This is a genomic window from Paenibacillus sp. J31P190, from assembly GCF_059692075.1.
The window spans coordinates 72,491-92,434 of record NZ_JCAUAS010000019.1 but is presented as its reverse complement, the minus strand read 5'-3'; the positions used below and the strand labels follow the sequence as shown (position 1 = coordinate 92,434).

13 protein-coding genes are annotated in these 19,944 nt (G+C 47.2%); 7 read left to right on the top strand and 6 right to left on the bottom strand.

Annotated features, from left to right (window positions below; genetic code table 11):
- Window positions 1-6: 6 nt before the first annotated feature.
- The 5 genes from AC58U0_RS27000 to AC58U0_RS26980 are packed head-to-tail and all read left to right on the top strand — an operon-like array spanning window position 7 to window position 5,135.
- On the top strand, window positions 7-1,047 hold the full coding sequence (locus tag AC58U0_RS27000) for an ABC transporter substrate-binding protein (RefSeq protein ID WP_497381958.1): 1,041 nt from the start codon (window positions 7-9) through the stop codon (window positions 1,045-1,047).
- 51 nt (window positions 1,048-1,098) lie between these two features.
- Window positions 1,099-1,977 (top strand): ABC transporter ATP-binding protein, encoded by an 879-nt coding sequence (locus AC58U0_RS26995; RefSeq protein WP_497381957.1) that lies wholly within the window; start codon window positions 1,099-1,101, stop codon window positions 1,975-1,977.
- Window positions 1,970-2,806: an ABC transporter permease gene (locus AC58U0_RS26990; RefSeq protein WP_497381956.1), complete on the top strand. Its 837-nt coding sequence runs from the start codon at window positions 1,970-1,972 to the stop codon at window positions 2,804-2,806. Before AC58U0_RS26995 ends, AC58U0_RS26990 begins: the two co-directional genes overlap by 8 nt.
- 26 nt (window positions 2,807-2,832) lie before the next feature.
- Window positions 2,833-4,176, top strand: a complete 1,344-nt coding sequence (locus tag AC58U0_RS26985; protein ID WP_497381955.1) for an LLM class flavin-dependent oxidoreductase — start codon at window positions 2,833-2,835, stop codon at window positions 4,174-4,176.
- Window positions 4,177-4,202: 26 nt separating this feature from the next.
- Window positions 4,203-5,135: a TauD/TfdA dioxygenase family protein gene (locus tag AC58U0_RS26980; RefSeq protein ID WP_497381954.1), complete on the top strand. Its 933-nt coding sequence runs from the start codon at window positions 4,203-4,205 to the stop codon at window positions 5,133-5,135.
- Window positions 5,136-5,194: 59 nt separating this feature from the next.
- Here AC58U0_RS26980 and AC58U0_RS26975 read toward each other — a convergent pair whose 3' ends face one another.
- The 5 genes from AC58U0_RS26975 to AC58U0_RS26955 all read right to left on the bottom strand — a co-directional run bounded on the left by AC58U0_RS26975 (window position 5,195) and on the right by AC58U0_RS26955 (window position 10,764).
- Complete coding sequence (locus AC58U0_RS26975; RefSeq protein ID WP_497381953.1) at window positions 5,195-5,980, bottom strand: NlpC/P60 family protein; 786 nt, start codon at window positions 5,978-5,980, stop codon at window positions 5,195-5,197.
- 331 nt (window positions 5,981-6,311) lie between these two features.
- Window positions 6,312-7,199, bottom strand: coding sequence for an L-serine ammonia-lyase, iron-sulfur-dependent, subunit alpha (gene sdaAA, locus AC58U0_RS26970; RefSeq protein WP_268616895.1), 888 nt, complete (start codon window positions 7,197-7,199; stop codon window positions 6,312-6,314).
- Entirely contained in the window at window positions 7,200-7,877 is a 678-nt protein-coding gene (sdaAB, locus tag AC58U0_RS26965) for an L-serine ammonia-lyase, iron-sulfur-dependent subunit beta (protein ID WP_497382010.1), read from the bottom strand.
- Between the two features lie 110 nt (window positions 7,878-7,987).
- Window positions 7,988-9,730, bottom strand: coding sequence for a protein kinase domain-containing protein (locus tag AC58U0_RS26960; protein WP_497381952.1), 1,743 nt, complete (start codon window positions 9,728-9,730; stop codon window positions 7,988-7,990).
- A gap of 104 nt (window positions 9,731-9,834) precedes the next feature.
- Window positions 9,835-10,764 (bottom strand): helix-turn-helix domain-containing protein, encoded by a 930-nt coding sequence (locus AC58U0_RS26955; protein ID WP_497381951.1) that lies wholly within the window; start codon window positions 10,762-10,764, stop codon window positions 9,835-9,837.
- Window positions 10,765-10,903: 139 nt separating this feature from the next.
- Here AC58U0_RS26955 and AC58U0_RS26950 point away from each other — a divergent pair, with 139 nt between their 5' ends.
- Both AC58U0_RS26950 and AC58U0_RS26945 read left to right on the top strand, forming a co-directional pair.
- Window positions 10,904-11,914, top strand: a complete 1,011-nt coding sequence (locus AC58U0_RS26950; RefSeq protein ID WP_497381950.1) for a Gfo/Idh/MocA family protein — start codon at window positions 10,904-10,906, stop codon at window positions 11,912-11,914.
- Window positions 11,911-12,897, top strand: a complete 987-nt coding sequence (locus AC58U0_RS26945) for a Gfo/Idh/MocA family protein (protein WP_497381949.1) — start codon at window positions 11,911-11,913, stop codon at window positions 12,895-12,897. Before AC58U0_RS26950 ends, AC58U0_RS26945 begins: the two co-directional genes overlap by 4 nt.
- A gap of 661 nt (window positions 12,898-13,558) precedes the next feature.
- On the opposite strand, the gene AC58U0_RS26940 is transcribed toward AC58U0_RS26945, so the two are convergent.
- A complete protein-coding gene (locus AC58U0_RS26940) occupies window positions 13,559-19,933 on the bottom strand; it encodes an S-layer homology domain-containing protein (protein WP_497381948.1) in 6,375 nt (2,124 codons plus the stop codon).
- Between the last annotated feature and the right edge of the window lie 11 nt (window positions 19,934-19,944).

The following is a 19,944-nucleotide window of genomic DNA, read 5'->3' as shown; positions in this document are numbered from 1 at the left end:
ATGAACATGACTCATTTTGCTAAAAAAGGCTGCACGACAGCCATCGTATTACTTCTTGCTTCCTCTTTACTACTGACAGCCTGCGGCAAAACAGAAGCTACTGCATCAGCGAGCGGCGGAGCACCTGAAGTAACTGAGCTTCGCTATCAAGGAGGTGTTGGCTCCGTTACTTTTCCAGAATTAGCTGAGGACTTGGGATACCTTGCCCCTTTGAAGCTGAAGTTTATCGGCAACACGATTAGTGGTCCTCAAGATATTCAAGCTGTCGTTACGGGGGATACCGACTTTGGCGGAGCTTTTAATGGGGCCATCGTGAAATTGATATCTGCCAAAGCTCCGATTAAGCCAGTGATTGCTTATTATGGTGTCGATGAGAACACGTGGACGGGATATTACGTGTTGGATGGCAGTCCTATCAAGTCTGCAAAGGATTTGATCGGCAAAAAAATCGCGGTGAATACACTAGGCGCTCACCATGAATTCGTCATTAAGGAATACCTGCACAGAGCCGGCTTAACGACGGAGGAAATAAAGCAGGTAACGCTTGTTGTCGTACCGCCGGTCACAACGGAACAGACGCTGCGCGCGGAACAAATTGATGTAGCTGCACTAGGCGGTGTACTGCGTGACAAAGCGCTGGAGCGCGGCGGCATTCATCCTTTGTTTAAGGATATCGATCTGTTTGGCACCTTTAGTGCCGGCAGTTATGTCCTGACTGATAAATTCATCAAGGCGAATCCGAATGCCTCTCGAAAATTTGTTGAAGCAACCGCCAAAGCCATTGAGTGGGCTCGCACAACACCCCGGGATGAAGTCGTTGCTCGTTATGAGAAAATCATTAACGCACGAGGCAGAAAAGAAGATACTTCTACTGTGAAGTTTTGGAAAAGCACCGGTGTTGCCGGTAAAGGCGGTTTGATCTCCGAGAAGGAATTCGATACATGGATCCATTGGCTTGTGAACGAAGGTGTCATCAAAGAAGGGCAATTGAAGGTCAAAGATTTGTACACGAATGAATTCAATCCTTTTGTTAACGAGAAAAAGTAACTGTTTATAAAGCCAGTCCCGACTGGCGAAACCGTTAAGGAGGTGCTGTAAATGACAGCTAAAATCAGCATTCAGCATGTGCAGAAATCGTTTCGAATCCAAAGAAACCTGGGGCATTTGAAAGAAGATTCACAGCCTATTTCCGCCCTAAAGGATATCAATTTGGAGGTGAAGAAGGGCGAATTCATGGTCATCGTCGGGCCAAGCGGCTGCGGTAAATCAACCTTGCTAGACTTACTTGCGGGCTTAACAAAGCCTAGCAGCGGGCAGATTTTGTTAGATGGCAAGGCCATTACAGGACCGAATCTGGACCGCGGTATCGTGTTTCAGCAGTATGCGCTTTTCCCCTGGAAGACGACGCTGGCGAATGTGGAGTTTGGCCTCGAAGCCAAAGGGGTGGGTCGCAAAGAACGCCGCAAAATTGCCCTAGAGTTTATTCATCTGGTTGGGCTTGCCGGCTTCGAAAACCGTTATCCCCATGAGATTTCAGGAGGCATGAAGCAGCGGGTTGCGATCGCCAGAAGCTTGGCCTACGATCCCGAAGTGCTGCTGATGGATGAACCCTTCGCTGCGCTGGATGCGCAAACACGTGAAACCCTGCAAAGCGAACTGCTCCGTATTTGGGAGGCTACGAAAAAAACGATCATTTTCATCACGCATGGCATTGAAGAAGCGGTTTACTTAGGACAGCGTGTCGCTGTAATGACCTCTCGTCCAGGAAGAATCAAGAAAGTCATTGATATCCCTTTTGAATCACGAAGAAGTGAAGAAGATTTACGGTCTCATCCTGACTTCGTCAAGCTGCGCCATGAGGTGTGGGATTTGCTTAAAGACGAAGTAACGAAAGCCCAGGAGCAAGAGATAGCCAAGAGCTTGGATAGCTTTGAGCACAATAAATCTGAATTAAAAGGAGGCGTCATGAATGGCTAGTGTGAATGCGGGTAAAGCCCTGGTTCTTCGTGAAAAAGAAAGCTTTGATGTCGTCAGTTGGTCCTTAGCGAATCTAAGAAAACTGTTCAAAAATGCCATTGTCATCGTGGCCTTGCTTTTCGTATGGGAAGTGGCACCTCGCGCAGGGCTCGTTGATCGAACGTTCTTCCCTCCGATCTCCGAAATTGCGGCTGCTTGGTGGCAGTTGCTGCTGTCGGGTGATCTTATCGAGCATACGATAGCCAGTTTATCGCGTTCTTTGGGCGGATTTACGCTGGCAATCCTCATCAGCATCCCTCTTGGTCTGGCCATCGGTTGGTGGAAGCCCGTATCGGAGTATCTCAATCCCTTGCTCGAATTATTGCGAAATACGGCCGCACTTGCCATACTCCCGGTCTTCATCCTATTACTCGGACTTGGTGAAACCTCGAAGATTGCCATCGTGCTGTATGCCTGCACGTTCCCGCTTCTACTGAACACCATAAGCGGCGTCAAAAATGTCGATCCACTTTTGATCAAATCAGCTCGTTCCATGGGTTTATCGCCAGTCAGCTTGTTTCGCAAAGTGATTATTCCCGCTGCGACACCGACTATTTTCGTAGGCATTCGGCAGGCTGGAGCCGGTTCTATTCTAGTGCTCGTTGCCGCTGAGATGGTCGGTGCGAAGTCCGGTCTAGGTTACTTAATTCAATACACACAGTTCAGCTTTCAAATCACGAATATGTACGCTGGCATTATCTCTATTTCGGTTATTGGTTTAATCATTAATTACCTGCTCGTTACGCTGGAGAAGAGATTAACAGGCTGGAAGCAAACCTATAGTGAATAAAAAAATAAAAGGGTGCGTGAGTGATCATGAGCAAAGCCAAAAGACAACTGCATTTAAATGTATTCATCATGAATACGGGACATCATGAAGCATCATGGAGACACAAGAACACAGAGCCGGAGAATATTACGGATATTCGATATTTTCAACGGATTGCGCAAATTGCGGAACAGGCTAAATTCGACTCCCTCTTCTTGGCGGATGGGTTAGCGGTCAGTCAAAACATTAAACATGGCGCGTTTGTTGGGCTTGAACCCTTCACTTTACTATCTGCCTTAGCCTCGGTAACCGATCATATCGGACTTATCGGCACCGTCTCTACAACGTATAACGAACCCTTTCATGTTGCGCGCAAATTTGCCTCGTTGGATCACATAAGCAAGGGGAGAGCAGGCTGGAATATCGTCACATCCGGAAGCTCCTTTGAGGCTAGCAATTTCAGCAAAGATGACCATTTGGAGCACAGCAAGCGCTATGAACGAGCCAAAGAATTCTTAGACGTAACGACCAGTCTATGGGACAGCTGGGAAGATGAAGCCCTGATCATTGATCGAGAATCAGGCACCTTCGCAGATCGAAGTAAGGTCCGGGAAATCAATCATGTCGGCGATACCTTCAAAGTGCGCGGACCTCTGAATATACCAAGGTCTCCGCAGGGATATCCTGTGCTTGTTCAAGCGGGCTCTTCCGAATCCGGCAAAGAATTCGCCGCTCAGTATGCGGAGGCTATATTCACTGCTCAACAAACTCTGGTAGAGGCCCAACAGTTTTATTCGGATGTAAAATCAAGACTTGCCAAGTATGGCCGATCTCCTGAGCAGTTGAAAATCTTACCGGGCATCTGCCCCATCATCGGCCGCACCGAATCAGAAGCCAAAGAAAAAGAGCAAGAATTAAACGAATTAACCGTTCCGGAATATGGGCTGAATCAATTGTCCAATATGTTGAACATTGATTTAATCTCCTATCCGCTGGATGGACCTCTGCCAGAGCTGCCAAGCTTGTCCGACATCAATGGGAATAAAAGCCGCTTCCAGTTGGTCGCTGATTTAGCGAAGCGCGACAATTTGACCATTCGCGGGCTGCTTCACCGTCTAGCTGGCGGACGCGGTCATCGTACGTTTGCTGGTACGCCTATTCAAATAGCTGACCAGCTGGAAGAGTGGTTCTTACACGGAGGCAGTGACGGGTTTAATGTGATGCCGCCTTATTTACCTGCCGGATTGGAAGAATTCGCACAGTTCGTCATACCCGAGCTGCAGCGAAGAGGATTGTTCCGAACGGAATATTCAGGAACTACGCTGCGGGGACATTTGGGCTTGTCTCGGCCTGCTAATCAGTATGCGACTGCTGCCGTTGGAGGCGCATAAATATAATTAAAATGGAGGTAATTCGTATGAGTACAAATGAACAAGTTAAGGTAACTCCAGATCACATTGAGGTGCTTCCGATTGCAGGCAGAATTGGTGCAGAAATAAAAGGGGTGAGCCTTAGCGCTGATCTGGATACTCAGACGGTTAGGACGATCCGCGAAGCGTTATTGCAGCACAAAGTCATTTTCATTCGCGATCAGCATCAGCTGGATGACGCGGGGCAGGAGGCTTTTGCTCGCCTGCTTGGTGATCCTGTTGCTCATCCGACGGTGCCAATTAAAACTGGAACCGATTATGTGCTTGAGCTTGATTCTGCTCATGGCGGGCGGGCCGACTCTTGGCATACCGATGTGACCTTCGTCGATGCTTACCCGCAGGCTTCTGTGCTTCGCGCCGTTGTAGTTCCCGCTTCCGGCGGTGACACGGTTTGGGCGAATACGGCTGCAGCTTATGAGCACCTCCCTTCTGAGCTGCGCACCCTCGTGGACCAGCTATGGGCACTGCATAGCAATGACTACGATTACGCCGCGCAGCGTCCTGAAGTCTCTCCCGAGAAAGAACGTCATCATCGGGAAGTGTTTGCCTCCACGGTGTATGAAACCGAGCATCCGATCGTTCGTGTGCATCCCGAGACGGGTGAACGTACCCTTGTGCTTGGCCATTTCGTGAAGAAAATCCTGGGCCTTTCTTCCGCGGATTCTGCCCAACTATTTTCTCTACTCCAGAGCCATATTACTAAGCTGGAAAATACGGTACGTTGGCGCTGGTCTGCCGGAGATGTCGTGATCTGGGACAATCGCGCAACGCAGCATTACGCGATCAACGACTACGGAGATCAGCATCGGATTGTGCGCCGAGTCACCGTTGACGGCGATGTTCCGGTGAGTATCGATGGCCGACAGAGTGTAACACGCATCAAACAGCCATCCGAGTCGTTAACCAAAACGAGTGCTTAGTTGAGATAAACAAATGCCCAACTACTAGGTTTTTGGCCTTGTAGTTGGGCATTTATTAGCTAATCCAATATTCCGCCGCCTAGAATAAAGCGGTACTGCAAATGAAAATGATTTTCAATAATCTGATCGATCCGAACCCCGCCTGTTTTCTTCGAAGCCGAATGAATGATCTTCCCGTCACCTAAATAAATTCCCATATGACTAATGGGCTTCTGTGAAGCATCCAGCCCTGCATAATCCGCTGCCCGATTGCCTCGAAAACTCGTAAAGAACAATAAATCTCCCCGCCGTGCCTTGCTTATATCACGGTACTTGCGTTTAGACAAGGCATCTACATAGGCGGCCTGATTTTTGGCATCCCAAGGCAAATCCATCCCGAGTGCATACAAATACACCCAACGTGTAAAATCAGAGCAGTCAAACGAAGAAGGCTCCAATCTGTCGGAGCCATACACATAAGGTGTCCCTAGGTAGCTGATAGCCGTATCTATCACATTCTCTACATAGCTTCCTTGTTTGGGAACAATAGCGGGATTGGGGTAAGCCTGAATCAACGGGAAGCCGTTAGGTAAGAGGGCCTGTTTCGTACTTCCCGTCGCCATGCTCCTCACCTGGTTTGTTGTGAAGTGCTGCTCTACTCCCAAATCCCCTATATACAGCTCTGCATCACTGTTCGTTAAATTCCAGTCCGACATTCTGTTATCGGTCTCACGCTCTATTGCAAGGTTCGAATGCTCCTTAATACCGTGCTGCTCCATTTTTGATTTCTGGGAGCATCCGCTAAGTATAGAAAATGTGCAAGCCAGCAACAAACTAAAGACGATTTTCCGCATCATCAAAGTCATCCAATAAACCCCTTGTCCATGTGATGCTGTTAGGATGCCAAAATTTTGTAAAAACAAACATGATGAAAACATCGTCACAGCAGCATTCTTTGTCAGGTGGAGCGAATCCCGCGACTTTAAGGATGTTTTTCATCGTTACGGAGCCAATTTCTCGCGCTCCCACCACTGTAACGATGAAAAACATCGTCTCAGCAACATTCTGCGTCAGGTGGGGCGAATCCCGCGAAATTCCTGAGAATATGATCAAGCAGACTGCCTTAAGAATAAAACATCCTTCGGATGACGAACAAAAAAAGCCCGCAGGCGAAAACTCCACCCACAGACTTGATTACTAACGCTGCTTCTTACCCAGATTCAGCTCTTTCATGATTTGTTGGCCTGTCGGTGTTTGAGCTAAGCCGCCTTTGGCTGTCTCCCGGTGTTTCTCCGGCATTGCCGTGCCTACTTCATACATCACTTGAACGACTTCATCCGAAGGGATGACGGATCTGACACCGGCCAAAGCCATATCCGCTGCTGCCATCGCATTAACCGCCCCGAATCCATTACGGACAATGCAAGGAATTTCAACCAAACCGCCAACAGGGTCGCATATGAGCCCCAATGTGTTCTTCAGAGCAAGCCCCACTGCATGCATCGCCTGTTCCGGCGTACCGCCGCGAAGCTCCACGAGCGCACCTGCTGCCATACCAATGGCGGACCCAACTTCGGCCTGGCATCCTCCTTCAGCACCGGAGACGAAGGAGTTGTTGGCGATGACATAACCGATGGCACCGGCGCTTAACAAGCCTTTTACCATATGGTCGTCATCCCATCCAAATCGCTGCTGACTGCTAATGAAAACACCCGGGATAATTCCGCAGGAGCCAGCCGTCGGCGTGGCGATGATTCGTCCCATGGATGCGTTGACTTCTGATACGGCGAGTGCATAAGCCATCGCTTTGCAGGCCTCTTCGCCTAAGGACGCTTCTGTCGTTGTCATATAGCTCGCAACACGCTGAGCATCTTTTCCTGTCAACCCGCTCCGGGAGGTCGTATCCTCCGTCAATCCTTTGGCAACAGCTTCTTTCATGATTTGGTAATACGCTCGCATTTTTTCAAAGACATACTCAGGTGGTTTACCCGATTCTTGGCTCTGATCAGCCAGCATGACTTCTGCAATGGTTAATCCTTCGGAAGCACATACTTCCGTTAATTGTTTCAATGTCCGGAATCTCATTTATTCGCCTCTTTCTGCGAGGTCTACTTTTTTTATTTCGTGTATCATACTTAAATTCTTAAGCTCCTCTATAAGCGAATCCGGAATCGATACATCCGTTTCGATCACTGTCATCGCTTCTCGATCGCGGCCTTTCCGATCCAGATCCATGAAACCGATATTGATTTCGCTGCGACCCAATAAAGCAGTAATATCTGCAATCATTCCTGGACGGTCATGATGGGAAATAACTAGCGTAGGGTATACCGCAGTAAATTTTACATCAAATTGATTCACATTAACGATCTCAACATTGCCTCCGCCGATCGACGCTCCCGTCATACTCAATTCCCGTGTATCGGAAGAAAGTATAAATCGAACAGTGTTGGGATGATCAGCCTTATCTTTACTTGTAAGAAAGGCAATCTCCACACCAAGCGCTTCGGCTTCTTCGGCAGCAGCAGGAATACGCGGATCATCGGTTTCATAATCCAGTAGACCGCCAATGAGCGCCAAATCGGTGCCATGCCCCCGGTAAGTATCGGCGAAAGAACCGTATAGTATGATTTCAACCTTCTTTGGCTGTTCGCCAAGCAGTTGTCTCGCAACACGTCCTAGCCTGACCGCTCCCGCGGTATGAGAGCTTGATGGACCGATCATAGATGGTCCGATGATCGAAAACACATCTTTAAAACGCATCATACAGCTCTCCTAACATATAGTGTTGTTCCCTTTACTCCCATTGTATGAAGCCAATACAATAAAGACAAGTCTTCAATGCGTCCTTATATTCCCATATTATCACAATCTCATTCAGCAATTGGAGTGGCTTGGAGCAAATTCAATTGTGTGGCCACAGTGACTGCCTTCACGCGGTTATTGACGTGTAATTTACCGAAAAGATTTCTCATATGCACCTTGACTGTTCCCGCGGACATCACTAACCGCACGGCGATTTCTTTATTGGATAATCCCGCCGCCATCCACTGCAAGACTTCAATCTCACGCTCTGTTAAAGGGTTCGTGGGGGCCTTAAGCGCTCCGACGAACTTAGGTTCTTGAATGCTCTGTGAACTGCCGTAATAGCCGAGCAATCTTTGTACATAATTGATTTGCGAAGCCAGCATGTGCAAGACACCTAACCGGTCTGCTGCAAAAACACCAGACGTCAAATTATTTTCCAAATAAAGGACTCCCTGCAGTTCCCCTTGTGCAATGATAGGCAGCCCTAATACGGATTTGGGTTTATGCTGTTGGACATAGGGGTCTTCTGTAAATAGCCCTTCCCTTACCGCATCTTCCAGGATGACAAAATGGCGCTTAATGGCTACATAACTGATTAAGTTCTGGCAAACGTTCTCATACTGACTTAGCAGAATACCTCCCCTTAAGGGCTGTTCTCTTCCTTCCGCTTCCACAATCTGCTCCACATAAAGTTCCGCTGAACGTATGGCTATGAAACAACCTCTTTGCGCCCCCGCAACCTCGATTAAAATACTCATTAATTTAGAGAGGAGATGATAGGAATCCGTCTCTTCTGAAAAAGCTTGAGAGGCCCGCATGACGGCCGCTAGTTCTAGCACCTGTGAGTATCCGTTGCTTGTCTCGCTTGTTTCAAATTCTGTTCTCTCTGATAACATGACAGGTTGATCCGAAGAATCACGATTCATCTCTAACAGCAGCGGCCCATCTTGCTGAGCAATCCTAAATCGCTCACAATCGCCGTTTGCCTCCCACTGCTGCAAGCAATTCTCTAAGTCCATTCGCAATCCATACGCACTCTTATATCTGCGATCCATTGTTTTCTCAAGAAGTTTCATTATGATCTCATCGATAATCGCAGGTACTTGCGAATTGAATGTTAATAATGGAAGAGGCGTTTTGGCTAAGTGAGCATGAGCCCATTCTAGCGGATCCTTCGCATGAAAAGGAAGTTGACCTGCTAGCATTTCATAGAAAGTTACCCCTAAAGAGTAAAGATCGGTGCCTCCATCCACAACGCGGTTCAATTGCCCCGTACGCTCGGGTGCCATATAAGGGGGAGAGCCCTCAATAAGCGGCATGTTCCTTGCTTGTCTGCCCCCGTCCATCGATAACACGGAGTGTCCCATGCCCGTCAAACTAACTCGTAGAGAGGATGGCACTACGACAATCGTATCCGGTCTGATATTCATGTGTACAATATGTATTTTATGCAGTTGCTCCAGCACACGCGCTATTTGAATCGCAATCTTAAGAAAAACAGGAATAGATATCTGACCTGATTGAGCAAAATGACGCAGTGTCAAGCCATGTACCCATTCACTAGCCAAGACTAGGACATTTCCTTGTCTTAATAAGGCGATTGGTTTGATAACACCTTGTATATTTAAACTTCCGGCTATTTCATATTCATTAATAACCTTCGCATTTTCTATAATCGCTCTATGGCCTTCTTTAACAATCTTTAAAAGCACCTCGCAAGCATGTTCATCTGAGGTAGCGTGGCAAACGATAATCGTTGGGTCTTCAAAAATAACTTGATGAATTTGATAACCAGTTACGGTAATCATTATGTCGGCTCCTTTAATCAAAAAAGGTAGAGTCTTTCCTCATAGTAACACATTCGACGACAATTCGCCTTTACATGTGAAAAAGCGATCCCTCCCTTGTGGAACTAGGAGAAAAGATCGCTTTTCGAAGATATATTAACATTTACTTTAATTTGGCTGTCCACACTCATTTTGCGAAGATATTGTTTAGGTGTACATCCGTTGAATCGTTTAAACAACTCGTAGAAATGAGCCATATTCTCTATCCCAACAGACTCGGCAATTTCGTTCACACTACGGTTTTCCGTAACAAGCAGCCGCTCCGCTTTGGAAATACGCTTTTGATTGACGTAATCGGTAAACGAGGATCCCATCTTTTTCTTGAAATATTTGGAGAAGTAAGTGTAACTCATACCAGCGATTTGGCTCACTGCTCCCATGTCTATTTTCTCTGTCAAATGGTCATCCACATAAGCAACAAGCGACCGAATGATATCAACATCGGCATCCACATTGACATGCGTCGTTAACAACTCCCGGTTGTCATAGCGAAGCAGCATCAAGAGCAGATGCTTGATATGCATGCTGACTGCGATTTCATAGCCTTTATTTTTGCCCATAACCTCATTATGTGTATCCGTGATAATCATGCCAATTTCCTTCTTCACCTTTTCGTTTTCCCGGAAAATGTAATTCAGCTCTTCTAATGGATGAAATATTTCTAAAAAATGCCGGTAATACATCATCATAGCCGGATCGAAATAAGGTTGAAGGTCGATGTGCAGCACGATGTAGACGAGATCCTTATCACCGATCTTTCGTCCTCTGTGCAATTGGGAAGAACCAATAACCACCACATCCCCGGCATTAAGCGAGTAGACATGATTAGGCGTCTGAATTTCGTGAGTCCCTTCTTCAACCAAAATCAACTCAACCTCTTTATGGTAGTGCCAGGGATTCAATTCTTTCTGTTCTTTTCCAGACTGGGTAAATCGCCACACCTTCATACATAACGACGCGTTTTGGTAGGGGATCGGCTCTTTAAAAATTTCCATGGATGTCAATCACCGCACTTTCAATCAGCACTAATATGGATATAAAAAGAATAAATGTCCGCATATACGGTAACTAGTATTACGCATATGATATAGATTAGTTAGAAATAATTATACATCAAAGTGAGGAGTGAGTTTGATGAAAGTAGCCATTATCGGTTGCGGGGGAATGGGAAATGTACACGCCCTTAGTTACGTTAACATGCCGGATGTGCAGCTTGTTGGCGTCTGCGATACGGATTTCAAGCTAGCGCAAGAACTTTCCGCGAAAACAGGGGCACGTGCATTTAATTCCTTTGAAGCCATGTTGGAAGAGATTGATTTCGATGTCATCAGTGTGACATTACCAAGCTTCTTACATAAAGAATATACGTTGAAAGCGGCAGAAGCCGGTAAACATGTGATTTGTGAAAAACCGCTTGCGCTTAATTTAGAAGATGCAGAAGCTATGATCCAATGCTGCGAACAAAATGGCGTTCGCCTTTTTGTCGGACACGTTGTTCGTTTTTTCCCCGAATATGTACAAATGAAACAAGCCATCGATGAGGGGAAATTAGGCAGAGTCGGCGTAGTTCATGCCAAGCGGATAGGCTCACATCCCGGGAATCTCAGACCGTGGTTCTACGAAGCGGATAAAAGCGGCGGCGTTATTGCCGATCTCATGATACATGATATTGACTATTTACGTTGGGCGGTCGGAGAAGTGAAGTCGGTATATGGCTTGAATCAACGCGTTAATGACATCGACTACGCTCTGGTCACTCTTCTTTTTGAAAACGGGGCGGTTGCCAATCTGGAAGCATTTTGGGGGTATCACGGACCTTTCCAAACCGCCGTGGAAATTGCGGGCAGCAAAGGCATCATACGAAGCGACAGTCAAAAAAGCAGTTCTCTGCAAATCTGCAAGGCCCCTTCCGATTCAGAAGACAGACGTTTCGCAGAGGTTCCGCAAAGTCCAGGCTTCTCTAGCCCCTATGACTTGGAGATAGCTCATTTCATTCAATGCATTCGAGATGGAAGCGAATCCATCGTAACGGCTAACGATGCTTATAAGGCGCTAGAAATTACTATGGCTGCGCTGGAATCGGTACGGACAGGGAAGTCTGTGGGGCTGCAGCTTAGCTCAAAGCTCGGGGAGGAAACAGCATGAAGAAATTAAAAGTAGGTATGATCAGTTTTGCGCACGGCCATGCATACTCTTATTTGAATTCGTTCATGGCCATGTCGAATGTCGAAATCATCGGTATCGCGGACGAGATCAAAAGCCGCGTAGCAGAAGTAACGACCAATTATGGACTGCCCTATTATGAAAATTATGAGGATTTGCTTGCTGCTGATATTGATGCAGTCGTCATTTGCTCGGAAAATGCCCGTCACGCAGAGTTAACACTAGCGGCTGCGAAATCCGGCAAGCATGTGCTTTGTGAAAAACCGCTTGGCATTTCCGTCTCCGAAATGGAAGCCATGATTAGCGCTTGTAAGGAAAACGGCGTTCAGCTTATGACTGCTTTTCCATGCCGGTATTTGGCTTCGGTTATTAAAGCGAAGGAAGCGGTCGAACTTGGTGAGATCGGCGATATCATAGCCATTAAGGGAACCAATCGCGGTTCGCTTCCTTCCGGTTGGTTCCTCCAATCGGAGTTATCCGGTGGCGGAGCTTTGTTGGATCATACCGTTCACGTCATGGACTTGATGAATTGGATTACCAAATCCGAAGTGAAAGAGGTCTATGCCTATTCAGCCACTTTATTTAACGATCATCTGGATATCGATGATGCTGGCATGATACATGTCAAGTTTGCCAATGGCGTGTTTGGCGTTTTAGACACAAGCTGGTCGCGGAACGCGTCATTCCCTACTTGGGGAGATGTGACGATGACGATCATCGGTACGAAAGGAACCATTGCGATCGATGGTTTTGCTCAGAAAAACGAGCTATATAGTATGGAAAACGGAAAAGGCGTATGGAATTTCTGGGGTGACTCCATGGATGATTACTTGGTGAAATCATTCGTTCATGCGCTGCTGAATGGCGAACAGGTACCGATCACCGGGGAAGATGGATTACGTTCAACCGTTGTCGCCTTAGCGGGTTACAAATCCGTAGGACTGGGGCAGCCCGTTTTGTTATAAGCGAAAATAGAGTTGTCTCAGAACGAAATTCATACCTCCATTGGATTTTGCCAATGGAATCAACTTTCAGGCCTCGAAATTCTTTCTTCTATTGGAATAAATCCAATGGAATTGACTTTTAGGCCGCCAAATCCCTACTTCCATTGGATTAATCCAATGGAAGTAGCAGACAGACTGCGAAATACATAAAGTGGGATTTCATTTTTCTGAATTTGACTTTTGGGATAGCCCCCTTCAGCTTTCGTGACGGTAGATGGGCTATAGGATTACAAATGTTGTATTTTCTACAACAATTCTCACGCCTAGAGGCTATTTTGCAGCTTGAAGTTGTAGTTTGTACAACATTTCGAGCTCACTTGTTGCGAAATGGCCAGTATAGGAGCAAATTGTTGTACATAATGCAACAACGCAGTGAGAACGGCGAGATTTAGGCAGCTAATGTTGCACCTTCTACAACAATATTCAATTGAGAATATGGTTTAATTCATTCGGAACCTCAATGAGAGCATATTATATGACGATAGATATCAATTTAAGAAACATCCATTAGATTAGACGCGCGGCGTATAATCTCTAGAACTTCTCTTTGTATGCAAAAGGGGCTGTCTCAAGAGTGAGACAGCCTCATGCACATATGATTTTAGCTTATCTATTTCTATTTCTATTTCGTATCGATCATTCTGCTAATCATTGCCACTGCTTCCTCGCGCGTAATCTCATTATTCGGCCTTAACGTACCATCCGGATATCCGCTAACAATCCCTTGGTCTACGAGCACTGGAACGTATTCGTTCGCCCAAGCCGGGATCTTGCCCCCGTCGAGGAATGAACTACCCGCTCCGACTGCCTTGCTGTCTCCAGCTTTCAAGATGCGTCCGATAATCGCAATCGCTTCAGCTCTTGAAATAGGCACGGAAGGCGCGAGATAAAGCTTATTCTGACTGGAAGTTCCCCCCAGCCATTGATTCGTAAGCGCCGTAGACATATAAGGCACTGCCCATGGTGCTACATCGTCCCGATCCGCGTATTCCATCGGCAGGTTACTGGATGAAAGCACAGTGCCCATTGCCCCAACTACGATCTTGGCAAACTCTTGCCTTGTAATGGATCGCGTAGGTGCAAAGATAAGGCCATCCCCCTGATTAATGCCGTTCACCGCACCAATCGATGCGAGACGATAGACCATATCGCGAGACCAGCGATTGTTCATATCTTTGAAATCCTGCATATCTGCGTTATACAGGAGAGCATATTTGCTAAAATGCGGAAGCGTCGCAGTTATCGTGCCTGCTAGCGGATTCATCACGCCGCCGATATATTCCCACTTCTTCGTTCGCTCGTTATACCAATAAATACCCGCCTTACTTGGATCCTGAATCTCTTCTAAATTAAAGCGGATCGTAAGCTCCGCAGGCTCTTTCAGCTTAATCGGTTTATCAAACTTAAATTCATAGATATCTCCTATGACTTTCAAGCCGTCACTTTCATAGGCTTTCAGATTCCGTACTACGCCAATCCCAAGACCTACGTTCTCTTGCATTGGCTGCGCTGCAAATCGAAGTGCCGCTCGATCACGAATTTTCACAATCGATTCTTGATTAGGCACAAGCTTAGCCGAGCTGACGAACTCCACATCCTGCTCCAGCTCGATGAGCCGTTTCAGGATATTTTGCAAGGTTTCCTCCACTACTTTATCAGCTTGCTGCTGCGAATCACCGGAAGAACCGTCTCCGTCAGGGTTCGGGTTCGGATTCGAAGGCGTCGGCGGAATATACCAGTCATCATAGTTAGGTTTAGATGGCGGAGGTGCATCTGACTTCTTGCCGACTTTAACGATGAGCGTATCCTCAAATGCGTATTCTGTCGTCACTGCATAGGAGGCTTTGACAACCAGCTCGCCCTCATAGTCTGCTGCAACCTGCCCTTGCTCCGAAACGGAGCCGTTGGCGTCACCCAGAATCACACTCCAGCCTACTTGACTAGGATCAATAACCGTAGATACGCCGTTCTTATCCACACCTACTAGCTCTAATGATTGCTTGCTGCCTGCCGGAAGGCTGAGCTCTTCTCCATCAGCCGATAGCTTTCCTGAGGCTTCAGCAACAGGTCGAAGCTCCACCTTCATGAATGCATCCACGGCTTGATTCATAACCTCAGAGCTGTAAATCGTCTCATTATCCGCATCATCCTTTGCTGTGACGACAATGGATTTCGACAAGTAACCCTCGATCGGCAAGGCATGTTCGAAAGCCCCATCCGTTTCTACGGTAATAGGCTGCCCATTGATGCTTACTTTGCTCCCCGGCTCAGCTACCCCTTTGACCAACACCGTTTTATCGGTAGAAATGGAGCCTAGTCGCTCAATTTTGAGGTCGGGTGCTGTTGTATCTGAGAATACCCTTGTGCCGCTGCGTGTTTGGTCTCCGCTCGCATTCGTGGAAAGGAGTTCAATCAAATTGGCCCCTTCCTCTAAGGGAATAGTTTGCTTCCAATCAGCTCCCGAGAATGTGCCTACGTTTTTATCATTCACACGAACGATTGTGGAAACCGATTGATCCGCATGCAGCTGCAATTGGAAAGATTTCTCGTTCACGACATAGGTTTTCTGATCACTCTGTCCATTCTCCCCATACGAATTCGTAATAGGCTCGTTATTCATATTCAATTGAGTTAATTCAACCTTGGCTGGGTTAGGCACTGGTAAGTAAGCCCCAGCAGAAATAGCTGGTTCACTATACACCTTGCCACCTTCGACCTTCTTGTACGCACCGATGGATACCTTATAGGTCGAGCCTGGAACAAGTCCGACCGTTGTGCCAGTGTCATCTTTAATCATCCCGCCAAGGGTTGTTTCCTTAGCGTCTCCTGGCACATCCACGGTGCCTATGCCTGTTACAGGTTTATTATTCTCATCCAGCAGTTGGATCGTGTAACCGTCTACCGCCTGCGGCGTTTTCCAAGATACACCCAGCAAACCGCTGCCTGCCGGTAATGCTTTAACCTCTTGCGGTTGTACAGGCTGATGAGGGTTTACAATTGTGATGGCTGCACCGCTATATTTGCTGTCCAGATTCGTGTCGCCTTGTGATAAGACGGCTTTGACGTAATAAGATCCGCTTGCTATCGTCTCAGGGAGTGTAATCTCCGTAGTCCCATCCTGAACAGAAATGTCTTTAACTAACAGGCGGCCTGGATCATTTTCGTTATTCGTGCTTAGGAAAAGAGACACTTTTTCGTTCGTCGTATGATCTCCTTGCCAGTTCACCCTGACTTTATTGCCACCCTCGGGATCCACTGATGCGGTTACATTCGACAAGGTTGCAGGTACGGTTACATCCATCAATGACCATTCAAGCGGTTGGTCGGACTTCACTTTCCAATTCCCTGCCATGTTACTTACAAGCTGCTTTTGGATTGAAACGTACACACGCTTCTCTAGCATTCCCGATTGCGAATCCTCTGGTGTAATTTCCTGTACCAAGTAGTTTTCGTCGATCGTGAGCGGATAATCCTGGCCGCTCGGATCTGTGACTTGTAGATTTGGCGGCGTTTCCCCCGTGTACTTGAGTTCGAATAACGCTGCTTCTTGATCAGCTGTGACCGGAATTTCATATTCGTTGGAGTTAGATAAAATACTTACACGATCAGCAGATTTCATCGATGCTGCAGGTTTCTTCGAGCTTGCGACGCGTTTAATATTCGTCCCGAAGGTCATCGCTGACACATTTCCGGAATCATCGATGTACTCCTTTTCCATCAGCCCTTCCGCTTCCGGCAGCATGTCTGCCGTTAACCGCGACGATGCGAGTGTCGGCCTGCGGCTTCCCCAAGCATATTGATAGCCAAACGGAATGCCAATAATTCTGACCTTCCCCCAAACCTTCTCGGAGCTGATCTCTCCTGATGCATGAGCGATTTCTTTGCCGCCAACAATCGGCACCGCTCTAGGGATTCTGACTGTTAATGAGCCTCCACCCGCCATGTAAACAGGACCTAACAAGCCATGCTTGGACGAATCATATTCGAAAACAACATAGACTTCACCTATAATCGCATCGAAAATTTCAAGCCTTGCTCCAGCCTTAAGCGCTATACCGAAGTTGGTTAATGAATCTTGAAAGTCGACGCTTCCGTACACTTCCTTGAGAATCGGAAACTTCAGAATCTCAAATTCACCAGAAAATTCCATTCCCCGCATTGATAATCCCAGCGTCACATTATCTGCCGTTATAACCTTGGCAACACTTAGCCCGCCAACCATGACAACTTTCAGTGGAGGCAAAATATTAAAATTGCCTGTAACCGTGTCATACAGATTACGGAACCCGCCACCGCCTTTGGTGATAAATGCCACAGGTGCTATCGGGATTAGCGGAATTCCAGGCTCCCCGCCAACAACGAAGACGAAGTTATCAGGGATTGGCACACCGCTTTCCGTAAAGCGCAGCGTCAGCAAGCCATCCAATTCAACAACCTGGAATTGAACATGCCCCTCGATTTCGAATTTCTTATTAAAGGTATCCAGCATGACCCTGCCGCTTGCGCCAAAATCAAGCCCAGGCACCATGCCCTCCGGCAATCCGGCATAACCTTCCGCGCGGAGTCCCATGAAGCCGAAGGTGTTCGCCCGCCCGAACATGTTCGTCTCTTTTCTCATCCCGAACTTCGCTTCATCCAGGGATAAGCCCACCTTAAGGAGGTCATCCGTCTGGTCTTTCTCAGCCCCATCCCCCTGCTGCCCACCATTATTATTCGGTGGCGGTGGGTTTTGATTGTTATTCCTGTTCGGATCTTTCTCCTCTTCCTTTTTCTGTCCTGGGTTGAAGTTCATCGACACCGACCCGCCGAAAGAAACACTCTCATTCCCAATGACTGCATTCTTAATCTCCACTTGGAAGAAGGACATATGCTGCAATACCGACAAACCTTTCAGCACTTCCCAGTTAATTTCAATAGGCTTCTGCCCATCATCTTCGTTCGCATCCAGTGAATAGCGGCTTCCATCAACCAATTCGATACTAAACGGACCAAACGAAAACGGAAATCCAGGAATGGACAGCACGCCGTTCCCTTTCAACTCAATGTAGTTTCCTTCATGGGAAAGGTCCTGATCATTTTTTTGAATCACCATTTTTTGCGAGGCTTGTCCGAAAATCGCGCTCAATTCCTTCGATGTATCGTGGCGGATGACTGAATTAATGGTCGCTCCCGCTCCGATTTCGAAGTACGAATTGTCTCCAGCCATCGAGCGAATCGGCCCTCGGAACTCAAGCAAGGCTTCTTTCGAGGCACCTGCATACTGATGCTTCAAATCAGCTAGCTTGGACTCATTTTCAACCGGAACCAGATTGTAAGTCTCATTCCCCTCAACATCCATGTTCTCGCCAACAACGAGCAATATCCCGTAGTCTCTCGTTTTATAGCGCTTGTCTGTTGTGAATTCGACCTTCTTCTCAAACGTACCGATCACGCCGGCATTAATTCGAATCATGTAAGTGCCTGGCTCATCCTTAAGCGGAGGCCACAGCGTGTCTTTCAGCTGGACCGTGATTTGTTTATCATCCACAACAGTGACATCCGTACTCGGAACGGATACTTGCGCCCCATCACGTTCACGGATCATCTGCACTTGCCATTCGTTTGAACCCTTTAGAACCTCGAACCCTTTGCCTTGCAGAGCTATCGACGGATTCTCATCCAACATATACAGTTTCTTAGGAAGCGCCTCTAGAACCTGTACTTCGGGAATTTTGCCTGATAAGGCTGGCAGGATTACAAAGGAAGCTTGTATATTTTCTTCGCTGCCGGCTGCTTGTACAATAACTTGAAATTGTGCAGCTTTATACACCTTTTGCGGCTTTGGCCTCACTTTCCAAGTAACCGTCTTAACCTCGCCGACCTTCACGCCTCCTACCGCTTTCGTTGATCGCTCTCCTTGTACAAGCTCAAGCTCAGCAGGCAATCCAAGAACGGCCTGAACATTCTGCTGCTCTACGGAACGATCGATCGAATTGTCGATATCCACACGAACCTCGAACTCTGCTTCCTTATAACCAGTCCCATTTTCATTGACCTTTAATTGTTTCGGCGCCCCGATTTGCAGCCCGTAGGTCGCTCCCTTTTGAGAGGTAAAAAAGCTGCCTAACCCGTAGTAAGTTTCAAACACAGCTTCCTGACCAGGAGCAAGATTCGAAGGATCCCAGTACATGGCAACGGCACTGTCCGCCGAACCATAAGCATTTTGCGTACTTGTAAAATCCAGCTGCGGATTCACCGTGTAATCCCATTTGGTCTCGGAAATACCATTCCAATGGGCAAGAATCATCCGATTCGGCGATTTATTTCCCCAGCCCTGCATGAAGCCGTATGACATCACCTTTGGATTCAAAGGGTTGTCTGTCGCTCTCCAATAATACGGAAGTGACCCTTCGATTTTCGTTTCATTTCGAATATACGTATTGCCGCCTGATAAGGAGATGGGAGAAGCATCCTGCGGTCCCAGCATCGTATCAAGCAGAATGCGAGACCCGACATTTTGATCCTGTTTCGTCGTGTTTTTAACCTTGTAAGAGATTTTTATGTTACCCGCATTCGGGTTCGTTTGGTCATCTACTAACGTTAGCGTCTGAGCAATCTCAAGACCTTCAACATGCCAGACGGATTGATTCGCGAGGCCTTTATTCTCAGGCGAATAGGTAAAATAACCATTCGTTCCTAGAAATCCGTAACCATTTCCATAAATAAAATCTTTTCCATTAATACGGAATGTCGTAAACGAAGTTTCTGGCAACTTATCGCGGAACAGCAGCGGTTTGTTGTCGTCGCTTGTTTTGAGCGGAGCCCCCATCTTCGTCATCACGCTGAAGCGTCCTGTTTGCTTATTGACACTTACATCCATGAAATCATTCGCAACCGTGAGCGGCTGAATTTCCGCATCAATCGCAAGCGCCAGCTCTCCACCGATAGGCAGACATAACACAATTGTCATCATAATGAGTGCAAATTTCTTCCAAATCTTTGCTTGTACCGCCTTCATGTTTCACTCTC

Excerpts from the sequence above, each read along its gene's own strand:
- AC58U0_RS27000 (WP_497381958.1), top strand. The coding sequence starts at position 7 with ATGACTCATTTTGCTAAAAAAGGCTGCACGACAGCCATCGTATTACTT.
- AC58U0_RS26995 (WP_497381957.1), top strand. The coding sequence starts at position 1,099 with ATGACAGCTAAAATCAGCATTCAGCATGTGCAGAAATCGTTTCGAATC.
- AC58U0_RS26990 (WP_497381956.1), top strand. The coding sequence starts at position 1,970 with ATGGCTAGTGTGAATGCGGGTAAAGCCCTGGTTCTTCGTGAAAAAGAA.
- AC58U0_RS26985 (WP_497381955.1), top strand. The coding sequence starts at position 2,833 with ATGAGCAAAGCCAAAAGACAACTGCATTTAAATGTATTCATCATGAAT.
- AC58U0_RS26980 (WP_497381954.1), top strand. The coding sequence starts at position 4,203 with ATGAGTACAAATGAACAAGTTAAGGTAACTCCAGATCACATTGAGGTG.
- AC58U0_RS26975 (WP_497381953.1), bottom strand. The coding sequence starts at position 5,980 with ATGACTTTGATGATGCGGAAAATCGTCTTTAGTTTGTTGCTGGCTTGC.
- sdaAA (WP_268616895.1), bottom strand. The coding sequence starts at position 7,199 with ATGAGATTCCGGACATTGAAACAATTAACGGAAGTATGTGCTTCCGAA.
- sdaAB (WP_497382010.1), bottom strand. The coding sequence starts at position 7,877 with ATGCGTTTTAAAGATGTGTTTTCGATCATCGGACCATCTATGATCGGT.
- AC58U0_RS26960 (WP_497381952.1), bottom strand. The coding sequence starts at position 9,730 with ATGATTACCGTAACTGGTTATCAAATTCATCAAGTTATTTTTGAAGAC.
- AC58U0_RS26955 (WP_497381951.1), bottom strand. The coding sequence starts at position 10,764 with ATGGAAATTTTTAAAGAGCCGATCCCCTACCAAAACGCGTCGTTATGT.
- AC58U0_RS26950 (WP_497381950.1), top strand. The coding sequence starts at position 10,904 with ATGAAAGTAGCCATTATCGGTTGCGGGGGAATGGGAAATGTACACGCC.
- AC58U0_RS26945 (WP_497381949.1), top strand. The coding sequence starts at position 11,911 with ATGAAGAAATTAAAAGTAGGTATGATCAGTTTTGCGCACGGCCATGCA.
- AC58U0_RS26940 (WP_497381948.1), bottom strand. The coding sequence starts at position 19,933 with ATGAAGGCGGTACAAGCAAAGATTTGGAAGAAATTTGCACTCATTATG.